The 17,146-nt window shown below is 59.1% G+C and carries 19 protein-coding genes, 1 tRNA gene and 1 pseudogene; 7 read left to right on the top strand and 14 right to left on the bottom strand.

Features of this window, described 5'->3' with window-relative positions; translation table 11 throughout:
- The coding region (locus tag M5B98_RS28315) for a ParB N-terminal domain-containing protein (RefSeq protein ID WP_248744648.1) at nt 1-500 on the top strand (500 nt) is incomplete at its 5' end.
- On the top strand, nt 497-916 hold the full coding sequence (locus M5B98_RS28310; RefSeq protein WP_248744647.1) for a DUF6896 domain-containing protein: 420 nt from the start codon (nt 497-499) through the stop codon (nt 914-916). The genes M5B98_RS28315 and M5B98_RS28310, both read left to right, overlap by 4 nt.
- A gap of 51 nt (nt 917-967) precedes the next feature.
- Here the strand turns inward: M5B98_RS28310 and M5B98_RS28305 are convergent, their stop codons facing one another.
- From M5B98_RS28305 to M5B98_RS28290, 4 genes are all read right to left on the bottom strand, one after another.
- Nucleotides 968-1,135, bottom strand: a complete 168-nt coding sequence (locus tag M5B98_RS28305) for a hypothetical protein (protein ID WP_167443766.1) — start codon at nt 1,133-1,135, stop codon at nt 968-970.
- Between the two features lie 120 nt (nt 1,136-1,255).
- The gene (locus M5B98_RS28300; RefSeq protein WP_085710667.1) at nt 1,256-1,672 is read right to left on the bottom strand and encodes a hypothetical protein; all 417 of its coding nucleotides are present in this window, start codon (nt 1,670-1,672) and stop codon (nt 1,256-1,258) included.
- A gap of 135 nt (nt 1,673-1,807) precedes the next feature.
- On the bottom strand, nt 1,808-2,176 hold the full coding sequence (locus tag M5B98_RS28295) for a bacteriocin (RefSeq protein ID WP_085710666.1): 369 nt from the start codon (nt 2,174-2,176) through the stop codon (nt 1,808-1,810).
- 310 nt (nt 2,177-2,486) lie between these two features.
- Nucleotides 2,487-2,675, bottom strand: a complete 189-nt coding sequence (locus M5B98_RS28290) for a hypothetical protein (protein WP_085701198.1) — start codon at nt 2,673-2,675, stop codon at nt 2,487-2,489.
- 243 nt (nt 2,676-2,918) lie between these two features.
- On the opposite strand from M5B98_RS28290, the gene M5B98_RS28285 reads away from it, so the two are divergent.
- On the top strand, nt 2,919-3,194 hold the full coding sequence (locus M5B98_RS28285; protein ID WP_085710665.1) for a hypothetical protein: 276 nt from the start codon (nt 2,919-2,921) through the stop codon (nt 3,192-3,194).
- 41 nt (nt 3,195-3,235) lie between these two features.
- On the opposite strand, the gene M5B98_RS28280 is transcribed toward M5B98_RS28285, so the two are convergent.
- On the bottom strand, nt 3,236-3,556 hold the full coding sequence (locus M5B98_RS28280; protein ID WP_114882012.1) for a YbjQ family protein: 321 nt from the start codon (nt 3,554-3,556) through the stop codon (nt 3,236-3,238).
- A gap of 153 nt (nt 3,557-3,709) precedes the next feature.
- Nucleotides 3,710-3,799: transfer RNA gene (locus M5B98_RS28275), tRNA-Ser, on the bottom strand.
- A gap of 307 nt (nt 3,800-4,106) precedes the next feature.
- Here M5B98_RS28275 and M5B98_RS28270 point away from each other — a divergent pair.
- The 3 genes from M5B98_RS28270 to M5B98_RS28260 all read left to right on the top strand — a co-directional run bounded on the left by M5B98_RS28270 (nt 4,107) and on the right by M5B98_RS28260 (nt 6,839).
- Entirely contained in the window at nt 4,107-4,796 is a 690-nt protein-coding gene (locus tag M5B98_RS28270) for a crotonase/enoyl-CoA hydratase family protein (protein ID WP_085732367.1), read from the top strand.
- A gap of 214 nt (nt 4,797-5,010) precedes the next feature.
- A complete protein-coding gene (locus M5B98_RS28265) occupies nt 5,011-5,733 on the top strand; it encodes a 1-acylglycerol-3-phosphate O-acyltransferase (RefSeq protein WP_085710663.1) in 723 nt (240 codons plus the stop codon).
- A gap of 134 nt (nt 5,734-5,867) precedes the next feature.
- Entirely contained in the window at nt 5,868-6,839 is a 972-nt protein-coding gene (locus M5B98_RS28260; RefSeq protein WP_134825980.1) for a magnesium and cobalt transport protein CorA, read from the top strand.
- 39 nt (nt 6,840-6,878) lie between these two features.
- Here the strand turns inward: M5B98_RS28260 and M5B98_RS28255 are convergent, their stop codons facing one another.
- The 3 genes from M5B98_RS28255 to M5B98_RS28245 all read right to left on the bottom strand — a co-directional run bounded on the left by M5B98_RS28255 (nt 6,879) and on the right by M5B98_RS28245 (nt 11,064).
- Entirely contained in the window at nt 6,879-7,601 is a 723-nt protein-coding gene (locus M5B98_RS28255) for an amidotransferase (RefSeq protein WP_085710661.1), read from the bottom strand.
- Between the two features lie 95 nt (nt 7,602-7,696).
- The gene (locus M5B98_RS28250; protein WP_248744646.1) at nt 7,697-9,841 is read right to left on the bottom strand and encodes a 3-hydroxyacyl-CoA dehydrogenase NAD-binding domain-containing protein; all 2,145 of its coding nucleotides are present in this window, start codon (nt 9,839-9,841) and stop codon (nt 7,697-7,699) included.
- A 17-nt stretch (nt 9,842-9,858) separates the two neighbouring features.
- Entirely contained in the window at nt 9,859-11,064 is a 1,206-nt protein-coding gene (locus tag M5B98_RS28245) for an acetyl-CoA C-acetyltransferase (RefSeq protein ID WP_248744645.1), read from the bottom strand.
- A 583-nt stretch (nt 11,065-11,647) separates the two neighbouring features.
- On the opposite strand from M5B98_RS28245, the pseudogene M5B98_RS28240 reads away from it, so the two are divergent.
- Nucleotides 11,648-12,469: pseudogene (locus M5B98_RS28240) on the top strand (c-type cytochrome).
- A 110-nt stretch (nt 12,470-12,579) separates the two neighbouring features.
- On the opposite strand, the gene M5B98_RS28235 reads toward M5B98_RS28240, so the two are convergent.
- The 5 genes from M5B98_RS28235 to M5B98_RS28215 all read right to left on the bottom strand — a co-directional run bounded on the left by M5B98_RS28235 (nt 12,580) and on the right by M5B98_RS28215 (nt 17,020).
- A complete protein-coding gene (locus M5B98_RS28235) occupies nt 12,580-13,383 on the bottom strand; it encodes a transglutaminase family protein (protein ID WP_119428433.1) in 804 nt (267 codons plus the stop codon).
- Nucleotides 13,380-14,330, bottom strand: coding sequence for an alpha-E domain-containing protein (locus M5B98_RS28230; protein ID WP_065258049.1), 951 nt, complete (start codon nt 14,328-14,330; stop codon nt 13,380-13,382). The genes M5B98_RS28235 and M5B98_RS28230 overlap by 4 nt, the downstream gene beginning before the upstream one ends.
- Nucleotides 14,331-14,342: 12 nt before the next feature.
- Nucleotides 14,343-15,752, bottom strand: coding sequence for a circularly permuted type 2 ATP-grasp protein (locus M5B98_RS28225; protein ID WP_248744644.1), 1,410 nt, complete (start codon nt 15,750-15,752; stop codon nt 14,343-14,345).
- A gap of 476 nt (nt 15,753-16,228) precedes the next feature.
- On the bottom strand, nt 16,229-16,576 hold the full coding sequence (locus M5B98_RS28220) for a ribonuclease E inhibitor RraB (RefSeq protein WP_007960698.1): 348 nt from the start codon (nt 16,574-16,576) through the stop codon (nt 16,229-16,231).
- Between the two features lie 210 nt (nt 16,577-16,786).
- Nucleotides 16,787-17,020, bottom strand: a complete 234-nt coding sequence (locus M5B98_RS28215) for a hypothetical protein (protein WP_085710655.1) — start codon at nt 17,018-17,020, stop codon at nt 16,787-16,789.
- Nucleotides 17,021-17,146: the final 126 nt, after the last annotated feature.

Here is a 17,146-nt window from a genome sequence, read left to right as displayed (position 1 = left end):
AGCTGGCGGGTGGGTTGAACCAGTACCGGTACGTGCCGAATCCGACGGGGTGGGTGGATCCGTTGGGGTTGAACTCCAATTGTCCGCCGCCGAATAAACCGGGATGTTCGGTGCCCGATGATGTCAGTGGTTCAAAGGTAAATAAAGGTGAACCACTACCCCCTACCATTTTTTTCGAGGTAGACCCGAAAACCTTGATACGAACGCATGCAATAGTAGGAAAAGGCTCAACTAAACGAGTAGAAAAGTTAAGACAAGACATGCGAACTGTCGGGTATGACAATGAATTCCCCATCGACGTGGCAGAACACAACGGCAACCTCTATATTTTAGATGGCCACCATCGCGCAGCGGCTGCGCGGCAAACCTCAACTAACGTAACAATAAACTTAGTAACCAACATAAAAGAACATAAAGGAATTCTAAACACTATCGAAGAAGTCTTAGAATCGGCAGCTAACACTGGCCACGACAGATTGGAGCATCACAGAAGAAGATGAGAGAACAAGACAGTACCCTTGAAGATCTAATAACTGATTTTTTATACAAAGTAGATATCGGCACGAAGCTGCTGGAGGAACAATTTGGCACGCGAAATATTTTGAGGTTATGGCGCTCCAATCAGATACAACGATGCGGAAAAATAACAGATACAGTGGAATACGAACTGCACGGTGTGGGGTGCGCTATCCACTTCCCTACAGAGTCTGTGGATTTCGACTACGGATCAAACAATAGAATCGATGGTTTTGATATTTGGCGTCTCTACATTTACGCCAGTGACAGACCTTTGAAATACAAAAAATACTGCGACAAAAACGAACTAAAAAAAGAATTCAACGAGTATTTGGCGTTAAATAAGATAGAAAAAATGTCTGCTTCGGATAACCTGTACATCCTCAAAAAACCAGAATGATTAGGTCCAGGTGTGAAGTGCCGATACTCACACCTCGGGCTTGCCCAGCAATCACTCATCATCATCAAAATCCTCATACTCAAGCTCTTCCCCCTCACCCTCCCAAAGCGGAACCGTCGCATCATCCATCAACGACCCCGGGTCTTCATTCCCCGGATCATTGATAAACGGCAACCCGCTCGGGCCTTTTTCTTCCTTGCCTTCGGTTTCGGGAGTCATGGTGCACCTCGGAAGCTCAGCGTGTAGACGTTCGAAAAGTATGGTCGCTAAACGTTCCGGCGCATTACGCGGGAAAACAAAAAACCCGGCACAAGGCCGGGTTTCAGTCACTCCGCTTGCTCAGCGGTGACGATATTTGTGTTTGTGCTTGTGGCCGCCACCGGAATGCGATTTTCCACCATCGCCTCCCAGGCTGTTGCCCACTGCACCACCTGCCGCGCCGCCGAGTCCGGCACCGACAGCCGAGCCGGTAGATCCACCGACGCTGTTGCCCAGCACTGAACCACCCGCCGCGCCAAGACCACCACCAATGGCGGCTTCCGTACGATTACGCTTGTTCGCTCCGACGGCACTGCCGGCTGCACCGCCAACGCCCGCTCCCACTGCGGCACCGGTGCTACCGCCGAGTTGTCCGCCGACCACGTTACCCAGCACACCACCCAGACCACCACCGACCGCCGCGGAACCATCGCCGGCAGCCATGGCGCCTTGCGCCACGAGCAATCCTAAAACCAACGCAGTTAAAGTCGATCGCATACAGACCTCGCAGGTCCCGGATCGGGACGGTACGCCCGGAAGGGGCTATACGGAATTGGAGGCGAATTCCGGAAAAACGTTCAGCAACGAAAAGGCCCGGCATAAAGCCGGGCCTTTTCAGACATGCATTCGCAATCAGTGACGCTTGTGGCCCTTGGACAGGTTGCTGCCCACCGCGCCGCCCGCTGCGCCGCCCAGGCCGGCGCCGATGGTCGCGCCGTTCTTGCCACCCAGGCTGTTGCCGATGATCGAACCACCTGCCGCGCCTACACCGCCGCCAATGGCCGCTTTGGTACGGGCACCTTTCTTCGCTGCCAACGCACCGCCAGCCGCGCCAGCCAGGCCAGCGCCGATGGCCGCGCCGCTGCTGCCGCCCATTTTCTGGCCGACCACATTACCCAGCGCGCCACCCAGGCCACCACCCAGTGCGGCGGTACCATCACCGGCCATTGCACCTTGAGCGACCAGAAGCCCCAGAACCAGAGCAGGCAGAGTTAAACGCATGACGAAAACCTCAAAAGAAGGAAGAAAAAGGGCGCAGATTGAATGCTGTTGCCGCGGCAATGTCCAGTGCCACAGCGCACTTGGCGCCGATTGGACAGCGATTTTAGAAAAGGTTTTATCACAGGCAAAAAAAAGCCCGCTGGGGAGACGGGCTGGAGACTTGCTTTCTAACGGATGGCTTCACCCTACGTAGACCGGTGTGAAAAGTTTGTGAAAGAAACCGGACGATTCCGCAATTTCTGTAGGACGCTTCTCTAGAAAATCAGCAATCAAAAACCCCGCTCAATGGCGGGGTTCTGTGGCATCCGGATTACTTCCTGGAACGTGTCGTCACCTTGGGCAGAAATTTCGCTTTCGGCCCCTTGGGTGCTGTCGACTTGATCTTGCCGGTCTGCACCGGATCTTCGCCAAAGCCCGCCTGATACTCGGTCTGGCCACAGCGCACGCAATTGTTGAATGGAAATTCAGCCCCGTCGTCTTCGATGTACGGATCAGTCATCTCTTCACCCCTTTCAAAAGCGGGCCGATACCGGCAAGACCCTTTTGCCTGAAAAAATATCGACCTCCAAGGCTTTTGAGACTAGCCGGTCATTCCTGGACTTGTGATTCAGATCGCCCGAAGCCCGACGAATGGCCTACAGAAATTAAACACAATGTTCAGACCGCTGGTCCTACGGAGCTAAAGATTCCCACCCACAGGCCGTTGCCCTTTTTCCTACGCAATGAATCTCAAGGAGAGAACATGGAAATCAAAGGATTCCCGCCAATGCCTGTTGTAAAGCTCACGGACGAGCAGATCGCCGCCGCTAAAGCCGCGGCGGAAAAATTCAAGGAGAAGGTTGCCTCGGGTGAAATCGTCATCAAGCCACTGGACGGACCTAGTCCAGTGCAGCCTGGCAAACCTGGCGTCATCTACCATCCAGATCCGGTCCAGCCTGGCGGTACGCCAATGGTTGCAATCGATACGCCCCTGACCTACGACTCGAAAGGCACTGTCGTACTCAAACCGCAGGGCTGATTCATGGCAAGGAGCCCATTCCATTGAATGGGCTCCAACGATCAACGCAACTTGACCGCCGTACCGGTCGCAAACACCACAACCATTCCGCCCTTCCCCGCCGGCATGCTGATCTCGAAATCCACCCCGACCACCGCATCAGCCTGCAAGGCCCGCGCACGCTCCTTGATCTCGTCAGTCGCCTGAACACGCGCCTCTTTCAACGCCCGCTCCAACGTCTGCGAACGCCCACCGAAAAAGTCCCGCATCCCGGCGAACATATCGCGAATCACATTCACGCCCTGCACCGACTCGGCACTGACAACATCCAGATACGCCGTGATCTGCCGGCCTTCGATGGAGTGAGTGGTGGAAATGATCATGGAAGTCGTCCTTTTACATACAAATAAAGCCGCGATTGTACTGCCCCGGCAAAGTGAAGCCGAACCCAACTCTGTGAGCAAAAAAATCCGGACGCCAGAATGCACAAAACCCCTGGTTTCTCTCGAAACCAGGGGTTTTGTTTACATCGAATTTGGCGGTGAAGGAGAGATTCGAACTCTCGATACAGTTTCCTGTATACACACTTTCCAGGCGTGCTCCTTAAGCCACTCGGACACTTCACCGTATCTCTTCAAACATGTTCTGTCTGTCGAGGCGCGCTAATGTAGTCGAAAGCTTTTCTGATGGCAAACTTTTTTTCAGAATTTTCATGCGGTTAAGAGAAAAAGTCGTTTCCGCTGTCGATGGGCCATGGCGATCCGGCCAATCTCGGGTGGGCGCGGCCCTTCTATATAGGCGCGCAGGCGTTTGTCGTGGGGCACGTTGCGGCGGATCAGCCGCTCAAGGGTGACCGGCGGGTCAGTCACAGTGCTTTACCTGACCGGCGACGGTGGGTAACGTCTGCCCATCTTTCTTATAAGGAATTGCGCCATGAGCGACCTGATTGCCTACCACCTCGAAGACGGTATCGCGACCCTGACCCTGAGCAACGGCAAGGTCAACGCCATTTCCCCGGACGTGATCGCGGCCTTCAACGCGGCGCTGGATCAGGCGGTGGCGGATCGTGCAATCGTGATCATTACCGGCCAGCCGGGCATTCTCTCCGGCGGCTACGATTTGAAAGTGATGACCGCTGGCCCTAAAGAGGCCGTGTCGCTGGTAACCGCCGGTTCGACTCTCGCCCGCCGCCTGCTGTCGCACCCGTTCCCGGTGATCGTTGCCTGCCCGGGCCATGCCGTGGCCAAAGGTGCATTCATTCTGTTGTCTGCCGACTATCGTATCGGCGTCGACGGCCCGTTCAGCATTGGTCTGAACGAAGTGCAGATCGGTATGACCATGCACCACGCCGGCATTGAACTGGCCCGCGATCGCCTGCGTCGCTCGGCCTTCCACCGTTCGGTGATCAACGGCGAAATGTTCGATCCGCAAAGCGCTGTGGACGCCGGTTTCCTTGACAAGGTGGTTTCTGCCGAGGAACTGCAAGGTGCCGCCCTCGCCGCCGCACGTCAGTTGAAGAAGATCAACATGACCGCGCACAAGAACACCAAGCTCAAAGTGCGCAAGGCGCTGCTGGAAACCCTGGATAACGCGATCATTCAGGACCAGGAACACCTGGGCTGACCCCCTTCGTTCCGCTAAAGAAAAGCCCGACCGTCGTGTCGGGCTTTTTCTTACATGCGCGGTTTAAAACTCTTCGGCAGCTCTAGGACGCCTCTGACCGCCAAGTCGGAAACATGCGCTTAAACATCGCCCATCTCCGGACTCTATAGCGGCAATTGCCGAAAACAGTGCACATCCGTACACTGCGCCACCTTTTGTCCCGGTGGGCCTGAAAATGCTGTTTGTGTTTCGTATGTTATTGATGGGCCTGCACTTTATGCTGGCGGGTGTGCTCGGGGTGATTCTCGGGCTGTGCCGGCCATTCAATCCGGACAACAGTCGTCTGTGCGCCCGTCTCTATGCCCTGCCGGCAATGTGCATTCTGCGCCTGCGAGTGAAGGCCGACGTCGGTCAGCTGATGAACAAGCCCGACAGCTGCGTGATCATCGCCAACCACCAGTCCAACTATGACCTGTTCGTGTTCGGCAACGTCGTGCCGCGACGGACCGTGTGCATCGGCAAAAAAAGCCTGAAATGGGTGCCGCTGTTCGGGCAGCTGTTCTGGCTCGCCGGCAACGTGTTGATCGATCGTGGGAACGCGCACAAGGCGCGCCAGTCGATGCTGACGACCACCGACACCTTGCAGCACAAAGACACCTCGATCTGGGTGTTCCCGGAAGGCACGCGCAACCTGGGCGAAGAACTGCTGCCGTTCAAGAAAGGTGCGTTCCAGATGGCCATCGCCGCCGGTGTACCGATCGTCCCGGTGTGTGTCAGCAGCTACATCAAGCACATGCGCCTGAACCGCTGGCGCAGCGGGAAAATCCTCATACGCTCGCTGCCGGCAATTCCTACCGCCGGCCTGACCATGGACGACATGCCCATGCTCATCAGCCAGTGCCGCGAACAGATGCGCGAGTGCATCGATGCGATGGATCGGCAGCTTCAGGCTGCGTGAAAAAGAAACCCGCCCTGTGCGGGTTTTCTTTTGCCCGGTGAACTGTGCAGATTTCACTGACTCTCAAGCAGCGACACGGCTAAGCTGAAGCCATGCCTCCCCTGCCATCTGCCAAGAAGAAGTGAACCACCACCATGGGTCGAGTTGTTGCTGCTGCGGTATACAGCGCCGGTAAGAAAGTCACCAATATTTCCCTCGATGAAGGCGCTGCCTGGGCCGCCAAGACCGGACACTTCGTCTGGATCGGCCTCGAAGAGCCGAACGCCCAGGAGCTGGCCAATCTGCAGCGCCAGTTCAACCTGCATGAACTGGCCATTGAGGATGCCCTGGAAAAACACAGCCGTCCGAAACTGGAAACCTTCGGCGACGCGCTGTTCATCGTCACCTACTCCCCCGTTCGCGAACACGGCATCCTGCAGTTCATCGAAACCCACATCTTCGCCGGCAAGGGCTACATCATCACCGCCCGCAATGGTCATTCGGCGTCCTACGCTCATGTCCGTCAACGCTGTGAGGCGCGGCCGCTGTTGCTGGAACACGGGGAAGATTTCGTACTGTATGCGCTGCTGGATTTCGTGATCGAAAACTATCAGCCGGTGGGTGAAGCGATCCACGCCGAGATCGACGAACTGGAGCGCAACGTGTTGTGCAGCGCGCTGAATGAGCACGACATCCAGAAGCTTCATGGCCTGCGCCGCGATGTATTGCGCTTGCGTCGATACGCGGCGCCGATGGTGGAGATCGGCGAAGAGTTGCAGAAGCTGAGCTTCCCCTTCATCGACAAGAACATGCGCCCTTACTTCCGCGATGTGCAGATCCATGTCACGCGGCAGATGGAAGACCTGACCACCCTGGCCGACATTGCGAGCCAGACCATCGAGATCGGTGTACTGCTGGAGGCGTCACGGCAAAGCGTGGTGCAGCGCAAGTTTGCGGCTTGGGCGGCGATTCTGGCGTTCCCGACGGCGGTCGCCGGGATCTACGGGATGAACTTCCAGAACATGCCGGAGCTGAGCTGGCATTACGGCTATTTCGCCGTGCTGGGCTTTATCACCGTGGGTTGCGTGGGGTTGTGGGCGAGCTTCAAGAAATCGGGCTGGCTGTAAGGAAAAAAGCCCCCGTGCAGGACACGGGGGCTTTCGGGTTCAAGCAGCGTCTGGCTTGTGCGCCACAAAACGCATCATCCATTCCGCCACCGTGGTGCCGTGGTGATCGCTCTCAAGGCTGGCCACACCCTTGCTGTAGATCTGCTCGCCCAGCGCTTCCTGACGCAGATCCAGCAGCGCCCGCGAGTAATCGTGAATGAATTCCGGATGCCCCTGGAAGCACAGCACCTGATCGTTGATGTGATACGCAGCGAACGGACAGAAATCGCTGGAAGCAATCACCGTGGCGTTCTCCGGCAGCGCCGTGACCTGGTCCTGATGACTGATCAACAGGGTCAGCTCTTCACGCACCGGGCTCATCCACGGAGCCTTGGCCGCCAGCTTGTAGTTGTGAGTACCGACGCCCCAGCCCTGGGTCGCACGTTCGCTCTTGCCTCCCAGCAACAGCGCCAGCAGCTGATGGCCGAAGCACACGCCGAGCAGTTTGTCGCCGCGTTCATAGCGGGTCAGCAGGTATTGCTTGAGGGTCTGAATCCACGGATCGGTGCCGAACGAGTCAGCCTTGCTGCCCGTGATCAGGTACGCATCGAAGGTCAGGTCATCACTTGGATAGTCGCCCTGCATCACGTTGTACACCGTGAACTCGGCGGCAATCGGCTGTTGCGAGAACAGGCGCTGGAACATCTGCCCGTATCCCTGATATTCATCGACCAGTTCCGGACGCAGGATGTCGGTTTCCAGAATGCAGATGCGTAGCGACATAAAAAATTCCTGACACTTGATGGGAATAATGCACACCCCAGAGCCTGCCCTGAAACCACCCGGCAAGGCAAGCCCCGGAATGCTTCCCCAACCCGCTAAAACAGCTCGCCGCTGGCAGCCTTTTGCAGCAGCAGCGCTGGCGGTGCGAAACGCTCGCCGTACTGTCCAGCCAGGTACTGCGCCCGCGCGACAAAGTCCTTCACGCCATATTGATTGATGAACTGCAACGCGCCGCCCGTCCAGGCCGCGAAGCCGATGCCGAAGATCGAGCCGACGTTGGCGTCCGCCGTCGACGTCAACACGCCCTCTTCCACACAGCGCACGGTTTCGATGGCTTGCACGAACAGCAACCGGTCACGCACATCCTTCGGCGAGATCTGCCCGTCCGCTTTCTCGAAACGGGGTTTCAGCTCCGGCCACAAGTGTTTCTGGCCACCCGCCGGGTACTCGTAAAAACCGCCTCCTGCCGCCTTGCCCGGCCGCCTGTATTCGTTGAGCAACAAGTCAATCACGGCGAACGCCGGGTGCTCAATCAGCGGTTTCCCTTCTGCTTGCAGGTCTTTGGCCGTTTGTTGACGGATATGGCTCATCAGGCTGAGGGAAACTTCGTCGGAGATCGCCAGAGGCCCGATGGGCATGCCGGCCTTGCGCGCTTCGGTCTCGATCATCGGCGCGCTGACACCCTCACCCAGCATGGCAATGCCTTCGTTAGTGAAAGTGCCGAACACCCGCGAGGTAAAGAAGCCGCGACTGTCGTTGACCACAATCGGCGTTTTCTTGATTTGCAGAACGAAATCAAACCCGCGTGCGAGGGTTTCGTCGCTGGTTTGCGCGCCTTTGATGATTTCCACCAGTGGCATTTTCTCCACCGGGCTGAAGAAATGCAGGCCGATGAACTTGCTCTGATCCGGCACCGCAGCCGCCAGGCCGGTGATTGGCAAAGTCGAGGTGTTTGAAGCGATCACCGCTTCAGCGCCGACCACCTGCTGCGCCGCTGCCGAGACCTTGGCCTTGAGCTCACGATCCTCGAAAACTGCCTCGATGATCAGATCGCAACCTGCCAGATCGGTGTCATTTTCAGTGGTCTGGATGCGCGCCAGCACCGCTTCACGCTGCTGGGCGGTCATTTGCCCCCGGGCGACTTTCTTGTCCAGCAATGCCGCCGAATGCGCCTTGCCCTTTTCGGCAGCCGCGAGGCTGATGTCCTTGAGCACCACATTGATTCCGGCCGAGGCACTGACATAGGCGATTCCCGCGCCCATCATCCCGGCGCCGAGGACGCCCACGCGCTTCGTCACATAAGGCGCAAAGCCCTGCGGACGCGAACCGCCGGCGTTGATTTCATTGAGCTGAAACCAGAAGGTGCCGATCAGGTTTTTCGAGATCTGGCCGGTGGTCAATTCAGTGAAATAACGGGTTTCGATCAGGTGCGCGGTATCAAAATCCACCTGCGCACCCTCCACCGCCGCGCAGAGAATTTTCTCCGGCGCCGGCATCGTGCCCTGGGTTTTGCTGCGCAGGATCGACGGCGCAATCGCCAGCATTTGCGCGACTTTCGGGTTCGACGGCGTGCCGCCGGGAATCTGATAGCCCTTCACATCCCAACGCTGCACGGCCGCAGGATTGGCCAGAATCCAGGCCCGGGCCTTGGCCAGCAGCTCTTCGCGATCGGCTGCCAGTTCATCGATCAAACCGGCCTGCAACGCCTGTTGCGGGCGGACTTTCTTGCCTTCGAGCAGATACGGCAGGGCTTTTTCGATGCCAAGCATGCGCACCATACGCACCACTCCGCCGCCGCCCGGCAACAGGCCGAGGGTCACTTCCGGCAAACCGAGTTGCACCGACGCATCGTCCAGTGCCACGCGGTGGTGGCAGGCCAGGCAGATTTCCCAGCCGCCGCCGAGCGCCGCGCCGTTGATCGCCGCAACCACCGGTTTGCCGAGGGTTTCCAGGGTGCGCAACTGGCCCTTGAGGGTCAGCACCATGTCGTAGAAGGCCTTGGCTTCGGGCTTGCCGACCTTGATCAGTTCATTCAGGTCGCCGCCGGCGAAGAAGGTCTTTTTGGCCGACGTGATGATCACCCCGGCGATGTCATCTTTTTCCGCGAGCAGTCGGGCGACGCTTTCGCCCATGGCCTCGCGGTACACCGCGTTCATGGTGTTGGCGCTCTGGCCCGGCATGTCGATGGTCAGGAGGACGATGCCGTCCTGGCCTTTTTCGTAACGAATGGCTTGGGTCATGACAGGTTTCCTTGGGGTCAGAGGCGTTCGATGATGGTGGCGATACCCATGCCGCCGCCGACGCACAGCGTCGCCAGGCCGTAGCGCAGGCGCCGGGCTTCCAGTTCATCGAGCAAGGTGCCGAGAATCGCGCAACCCGTGGCGCCCAACGGATGGCCCATCGCAATCGATCCGCCATTGACGTTGACCTTGTCCGGGTCCACGGCCATGTCCTTGATGAATTTCAGCACCACCGAGGCGAACGCTTCGTTGACTTCGAACAGGTCAATGTCTTCGACCCGCAGCCCGGCCTTGGCCAGTGCCTTGCGGGTGGCCGGCGCCGGGCCGGTGAGCATGATGGTCGGGTCGGTACTGGTGACTGCCGTGGCGACAATTCGCGCCCGGGGTTGCAGGCCCAGCTCGCGCCCCTTGGCTTCGGAGCCGATCAGCATCAGCGCCGCACCATCAACGATTCCCGAACTGTTGCCCGGTGTGTGCACATGGTTGATGCGCTCGACATGGCTGTAGACCCGCAGCGCCGTGGCGTCGAAGCCCATCTGGCCGATCATTTCGAAACTCGGCTTGAGCTTGCCCAGTCCTTCGAGGGTCGACTCGGCGCGAATGAACTCATCGTGATCGAGCAGGATGAGGCCGTTCTGATCCTGCACCGGTACCAACGATTTGTTGAACGAACCGCCGGCCCGGGCCCGGGCAGCTTTCTGTTGCGAATGCAGCGCGTAGGCATCGACGTCCTGACGGCTGAAGCCTTCAAGGGTGGCGATCAGGTCGGCGCCGACGCCTTGAGGGGTGAAATGGCTGTGCAGGTTGGTCTGCGGGTCCAGCGCCCAGGCGCCGCCGTCACTGCCCATCGGCACGCGGGACATGGATTCGACGCCGCCGACCACCACCAGCTCTTCGAACCCGGAGCGGACTTTCATCGCTCCCAGGTTCACCGCTTCCAGCCCCGAGGCGCAGAAGCGGTTGATCTGCACGCCAGCGACGCTGACATCCCAATCTGCAACCTGCACAGCGGTCTTGGCGATGTCCGAGCCTTGATCGCCAATCGGCGTGACACAACCGAGCACCACGTCATCGACCTGGCTGGTATCCAGCGCCGTGCGCGCCTGCAGCGCGGTCAGCAACCCGGCCACCAGGTTCACCGGTTTGACGCTGTGCAGCGAACCGTCGGCCTTGCCTCTGCCACGGGGCGTGCGTAATGCGTCGAAAATCAAAGCTTGGGTCATGGCGTTCTCGAACCTGTGCGGTGAGGGAAATTCGTGCCTCCACTCTTGGCCGGGACGGTCACGGATTCAATGACCACAGCGCTCAATGACGTTGACGTGCACGCTCAGACGGACGGTCATTCCCGGCCAGGTTAACCGGTTCAGGTCACCGAGCTGTCTAGCAAAAGGGCGGCAAAGAAGCTGGCAATGGGCCTCATGCCTTTTTAATCGCGACTGGTAGCAAATACATATGAAATGGATCTAAGCCAAGCGTGACGCGGGCCCTAAGGTGAACATGTACGTCGTTGTCGTCGGGTTTTGCCGAGGCAGGCGTTCTTCAACAGGAAGTGCAGCGCTTGCCGTCATGGATATGCAGGCAGGCATCAGGAAATAACAAAAAAGGCGGTCAAGCCATGTTCAAACAACCGAAAGTTCGTCAAGCAGGGCTCATTCTTTTCGCCACGACGCTGTTGTTGATTTTGCCGAACCTGACCAAGGTCATCGGCTGACTCAAGCGGCAGGTATTGCTCATCGCCACTAACAATGTGACTGGCCCGCTTCCCGGGCCAGCGTGGCTGTGCCAACCTTTGCGCACTTCCACGACATGGACGGCGATCACTTGAAAACGCTCATTCTGTTCGGGGCCATGCTGCTGAGCCTGCCCCTGTCTGCCGCGCAGCTGAACCTGGAGCTGGGCGAGAACAGCCGCACCTGGCAGACCGAGGAGTTGCTCAAGCATCCTCAGGTGCAAACCCTCACGGTCAAGAATGATGTGTCCTACAAGAAGGACATGACTTATCGCGCCGTACCGATTGCCGCGCTGCTGAGCGGCATCAAACCCGAAGATCACCTGCAAGCCGTAGCGCTGGACGGTTTTGCCGCAGAGCTGTCCGCCGCGCCGCTACTGAACAACAAAGGCTCACGCGCCTAGCTGGCCATCGAAGACCCGGCCCACCCATGGCCGCCGCTGTCGGAAGGCAAGCACAGCGCCGGGCCGTTCTATCTGGTGTGGACCGATCCGCAGGCCGGCAATATCAGCCCGGAACAATGGCCGTTCGAAGTCGCCAGCATCAAACGCATGGCCCCGGTGGCCGAGCGTTTCCCTGTCCTGCTGCCGGATCCTGCGTTGAAGGCCGACGACCCGGTGAATCAGGGTTTTGCGCTGTTCCAGAAGAACTGTCTGGCCTGCCATCGCCTGAATGGTGGGGGGGATGCGCAGTTCGGGCCGGACCTGAATATTCCGTACAACCCGACCGAGTATTTCGGTGCGGACTTCCTCAAGCACTACATCCGCGATCCGCAGAGTCTGCGTCAGTGGCCGCAGGCGAAGATGCCGGGGTTTTCCGCCGAGGTGTTGCCGGACGCGGATCTGCAGAAGCTGATCGGATATTTGCAGCACATGGCCGGACGCAAGGTTGCGCCCTGATGCCATTCCTTGTGGGAGCGAGCCTGCTCGCGATGCGGTGTGTCAGTCATGCATGTGCTGGCTGAAAGATTGTCATCGCGAGCAGGCTCGCTCCCACAGGAGTAGTGCGTTTATTGCTGCTGGACGGAGATCACCGGTGTCGGCGACACCAGCACTTTCGCATGCATCTGCTCTGACCCGCCGCCCCGGCGCATGCCCCGCACCGGGCAGGCGTCGAGGTAATCCAGTCCCACCGCCAGTTTCAGGTGCCGCTCCGGCCGCGCCAGCTCATTGGTCACGTCGAAGCTGTACCAGGCGTCATCGATCCAGGCCTCGGCCCAGGCGTGACTGGCCAGGTGTTCGCAATCCTCGCTGTAGAGATAACCCGACACATAGCGCGACGGCACCCCGAGACTGCGCGCGCAGGCCAGAAACGCATGGGCGTGGTCCTGGCAAACACCCGCCCGCCCGGCGAATGCCTCGGCGGCGCTGGTGTCGACTTCGGTGGAACCCGGCGTGTAGGTCATGTGCTGGTTCAGCCCATGCATCAGGTCAATCAATGCGTTGCGGTCCCGTCGTTGCTTGCAGGATTTCTCGGCAAACGCTCGCAGCGCCTCGTCAGCCTCGGTCAGCCGGGTGAAACGTAGGAACGGCAGCGCCGACTGGCTCTCATGCTCCGCTTCGCGCAATTCGTCGATATCGACCTGTCCACGGGCGCCGATGATGATCGCTTCGTGGGGCTCGTCCATGGTCAGCACGTGCAGGATGTTGCCGAACGGATCGAGCTGGGCCCGCACCGGGCGCGGCAGGTCGAGCTGCCAGCTCAACACGTGCTGACGCTCGCTGTCGTGGGGTGTCAGGCGCAGGTACTGGATGCTCGCCCGCACCTGATCTTCGTAGTGATAGGTGGTCTCGTGGCTGATGGAAAGTCTCATGCGGCCTCCAGGTAGGAACTGTGAATGGCGTTGCCCAACTGGCGCACCAGCGGGATGAACTCGGTGAGCCAGGCGTGCAGCCCTTCCTCGAGGATTTCGTGGATGCCGGTGTAGCGCAGGCGTGCGTCCATTTCCGCCGCCAGCCTCTGTGCCGGACGACCGTTGGCCCCCGGCAGTTGCGCCAGGATCTGATCGATCTCTTCGGTGCAGGCCCGCAGCGAACGCGGCACGTCGGCGCGCAACAGCAGCAGTTCGGCGACATGCCGGGCTCCGGGCGCGTCGCGGTAGATTTCGGTGTAGGCCTCGAACGAGGACAAGGCCCGCAACAAGGCGCTCCACTGGTAATAGGCGTGGGCGGTGCCGTCGCTGACCGCTTCCGCCTGATCGCCGGCCATTTCGTAACGGGCGTCAAGCAGGCGCAAAGTGTTGTCAGCGCGTTCGATGAACGTACCCAGGCGAATGAAGCGGAATGCGTCGTTGCGCATGATGGTGCCGTAGGACGCGCCACGGAACAGGTGCGAACGCTCCTTGATCCACTCGCAGAAACGGCTCATGCCATAACGGCTGAGGCCCTGATTGGCGATGCCGCGGATCTCCAGCCAGGTGGCGTTGATGTTCTCCCACATGTCGGCGGTAATCCGTCCGCGTACCGCATGGGCGCTGGCCCGGGCTGCGCCGAGGCAACTGTAGATGCTCGCCGGGTTGGCCGCATCGAGGGCGAAGAAATGCAGCAATCGTTCGGCATGCAGTTCGCCGTGGCGTTCAAGGTAATCATCCAGGGTGCCGGTGATCATCAGCGGCATCGCCAGTTCGTGCAGACCATCGCCACGGCCGTCCTGCGGCATCAGCGACAGCGAATAGCTGACATCGAGCATGCGGGCAAGGTTTTCCGCCCGCTCCAGGTAACGCGACATCCAGTACAGATCCGAGGCAGTTCTACTTAACATGGCAGGCTTCCTTCAATCCTCGACCACCCAGGTGTCCTTGGTTCCGCCGCCCTGGGATGAATTCACCACCAGAGAGCCTTCACGCAGGGCCACACGGGTCAAACCGCCGGGCACGACCCGGGTTTCGCGACCGGACAATACGAACGGGCGCAGGTCGATATGGCGCGGCGCAATGCCGTTTTCGACAAAGGTCGGACAGGTCGACAGCGACAGCGTCGGTTGCGCGATGTACGCGTGGGGCTTGGCCTTGATCCGCTCGCGGAACGCATCGATTTCCGCGGTCGTCGCCGCCGGCCCCACGAGCATGCCGTAACCGCCGGAGCCCTGGGTTTCCTTGACCACCAGATCCGGAAGATTGGCCAGTACATGGGAAAGTTCAGACGGATTGCGGCACTGCCAGGTCGGCACGTTCTTCAGGATCGGCTCTTCATCGAGATAGAAACGGATCATCTCGGTGACGAACGGATACACCGACTTGTCGTCCGCCACCCCGGTGCCGATGGCATTGGCCAGCACCACGTTGCCGGAGCGATAGGACGACAACAGTCCCGGCACGCCGAGCATCGAATCCGGGCGGAACGCCAATGGATCAAGAAACGCGTCGTCGAGTCGGCGGTAGATCACGTCCACCGCTTTCGGGCCGTCGGTGGTGCGCATGAAGACCTTGTCGTCGCGCACGAACAGATCGGCGCCCTCGACCAGTTCCACGCCCATTTCCCGGGCCAGAAACGCATGTTCGAAAAACGCACTGTTGAACCGCCCCGGTGTCAGCACCACGACACTCGGGTCGTCGATCGGACTTGAGCTTTTCAGAGTGTCGAGCAGCAGGTTCGGGTAATGGTCGATCGGGGCGATGCGCTGGGCCGCGAACAGTTCGGGGAACAGGCGCATCATCATCTTGCGGTCTTCGAGCATGTAGCTCACGCCGCTGGGCGTGCGCAGGTTGTCCTCGAGCACGTAGTAAGTGCCGTCGCCGTCGCGCACCAGATCGACGCCGGAGATGTGCGAATAGATTTCGCGGTGCAGATCCAGCCCCTGCATCGCCAACTGGTATTGCTCGTTGGCCAGCACCTGCTCGGCGGGAATGATCCCGGCCTTGATGATGCGTTGCTCGTGGTAAAGGTCGGCGAGAAACATGTTCAGCGCCTTGACCCGCTGGATGCAGCCGCGCTCGACGATCCGCCACTCACTGGCGGGAATGCTGCGCGGAATGGTGTCGAAGGGAATCAGGCGTTCTGTCCCTTGCTCGTCCCCGTAGAGCGTGAAAGTGATCCCGGCACGATGGAACAGCAGATCGGCCTCGCGTCGCCGCTGGGCCAGCAGTTCGTCAGGCGTGTCCGCCAGCCAGCGGGCAAACTCCCGGTAATGCGGGCGGACCTGGCCGCCGGCATCGTACATTTCATCAAAATAGGTGCGGATCATGCCGTACTCCTTGTCACCCCGGACCTACAGGCCTTCGCAAGGCCCGTGCCATCGGCATAAACGCTTTGATTTCAATCGGTTGGATATTCACGCCACACGCACCGCACCATTCCTGTGCGGCAAATGCCCCAACCTGATCGCCCCCGCTTCATTGCGACGCAGTCCTGTCGCCTATCACCAGCATAGTCAGAGTTGATTTCACTGCCCGGCGCCGCCTGCGGATAATCCGCACATCCGCTGCAAAACGTCCCTGACGAAGCATGCAGCTCAACTGACATGGCTTGCCCCGGCAGCCCTCCCGGCCGTAACCCTGACCGGTTTCCTCTCCTTCCGGTCTTCCCTTTCAGCCACCTCTCCTGGTGGCTTTTTTTTGCGCCGGATTCTTGTTTCAGGGTTTTGCCATGCAATGTTCAAGGTGCAGAAACGACAACGGCCGACCCGAAGGTCAGCCGTTGCTCGATGTATTGCGAGGGTGATCAGTTCAAACGATGGCGGTTGCGCACCTCCTGCTTCACGCCCCAGCCTTCGATGATGCCGCCCAGAGGCTCGACCACCGCCGAAAAGCCCTGTTCGAAATCGCCGATGTCGTCGTAGGTTGCGTACATCACTTTGCTCAATTCCAGGGACCACGCGCCGTCGTCGCGCGCACTGACCTGGGCATTGATGGATTCACCGCGAAACTTGCCTGCCGCCCTGCGCGCCCGCTCCTCGTCCGGGAAAATGGCGTAGAACTCGATGGGATGGAATCGGGAAAAATCAAAACCGCCTTCTTTCATGCGGCGCAGCACGTTGCTGCTGATGTCTTCTTGATAGGCTGTGCTCATGAACGTCCCCCTCGCATAGATGGATAGACTTTCCGTATTCCCTGCACCCGGCCGAACGGCTCAGGCGTTACGGCAACCGTGTTGCCGACGGGAAACAAGCATGTAGCTGACAAGACCAGACCTTAGCGATCCGTTCGCTGATCTCGCTTGCAGAGTAGCCCCAAGATAGAGCCGCTGCCAAGGCCTGGTGCGTTACGGGCAAGAAGATTTTCAGATGGGTGTGATGCTGCGGATTTCGATGCTGTTCTGGGTTTTCAGGCTTTTGGCGCCTGCATCGGAGGTGCGCCCTTCCAGATCGTTCAGATCCAGTGCGGCGGCGACAGGAAGGAGTCGTTCCTTGATCAGTCGTGCGGCCTCATCATCGCTGGGGCATTCCGCACGCTCGAAGACTTCATCGACAATTTCACCGTGATCATCCACGAAAGTGACTTTCCACTTTTGCATTGGAGCCTCCTCGAACAAACCCGCAAATGGGCTTACATCTATCTCGACTTTTGTCAGGATTGATCGTTCAAAAGCTTTACACCGATGAAACATGAAAAACCTTTCATCTACGGGAGCGAATTGCCC

This window comes from Pseudomonas sp. MWU12-3088 (assembly GCF_023242405.1).
Classification (GTDB): Bacteria; Pseudomonadota; Gammaproteobacteria; order Pseudomonadales; family Pseudomonadaceae; genus Aquipseudomonas; species Aquipseudomonas kribbensis.
This window is presented reverse-complemented; position numbering and strand designations above follow the sequence as displayed.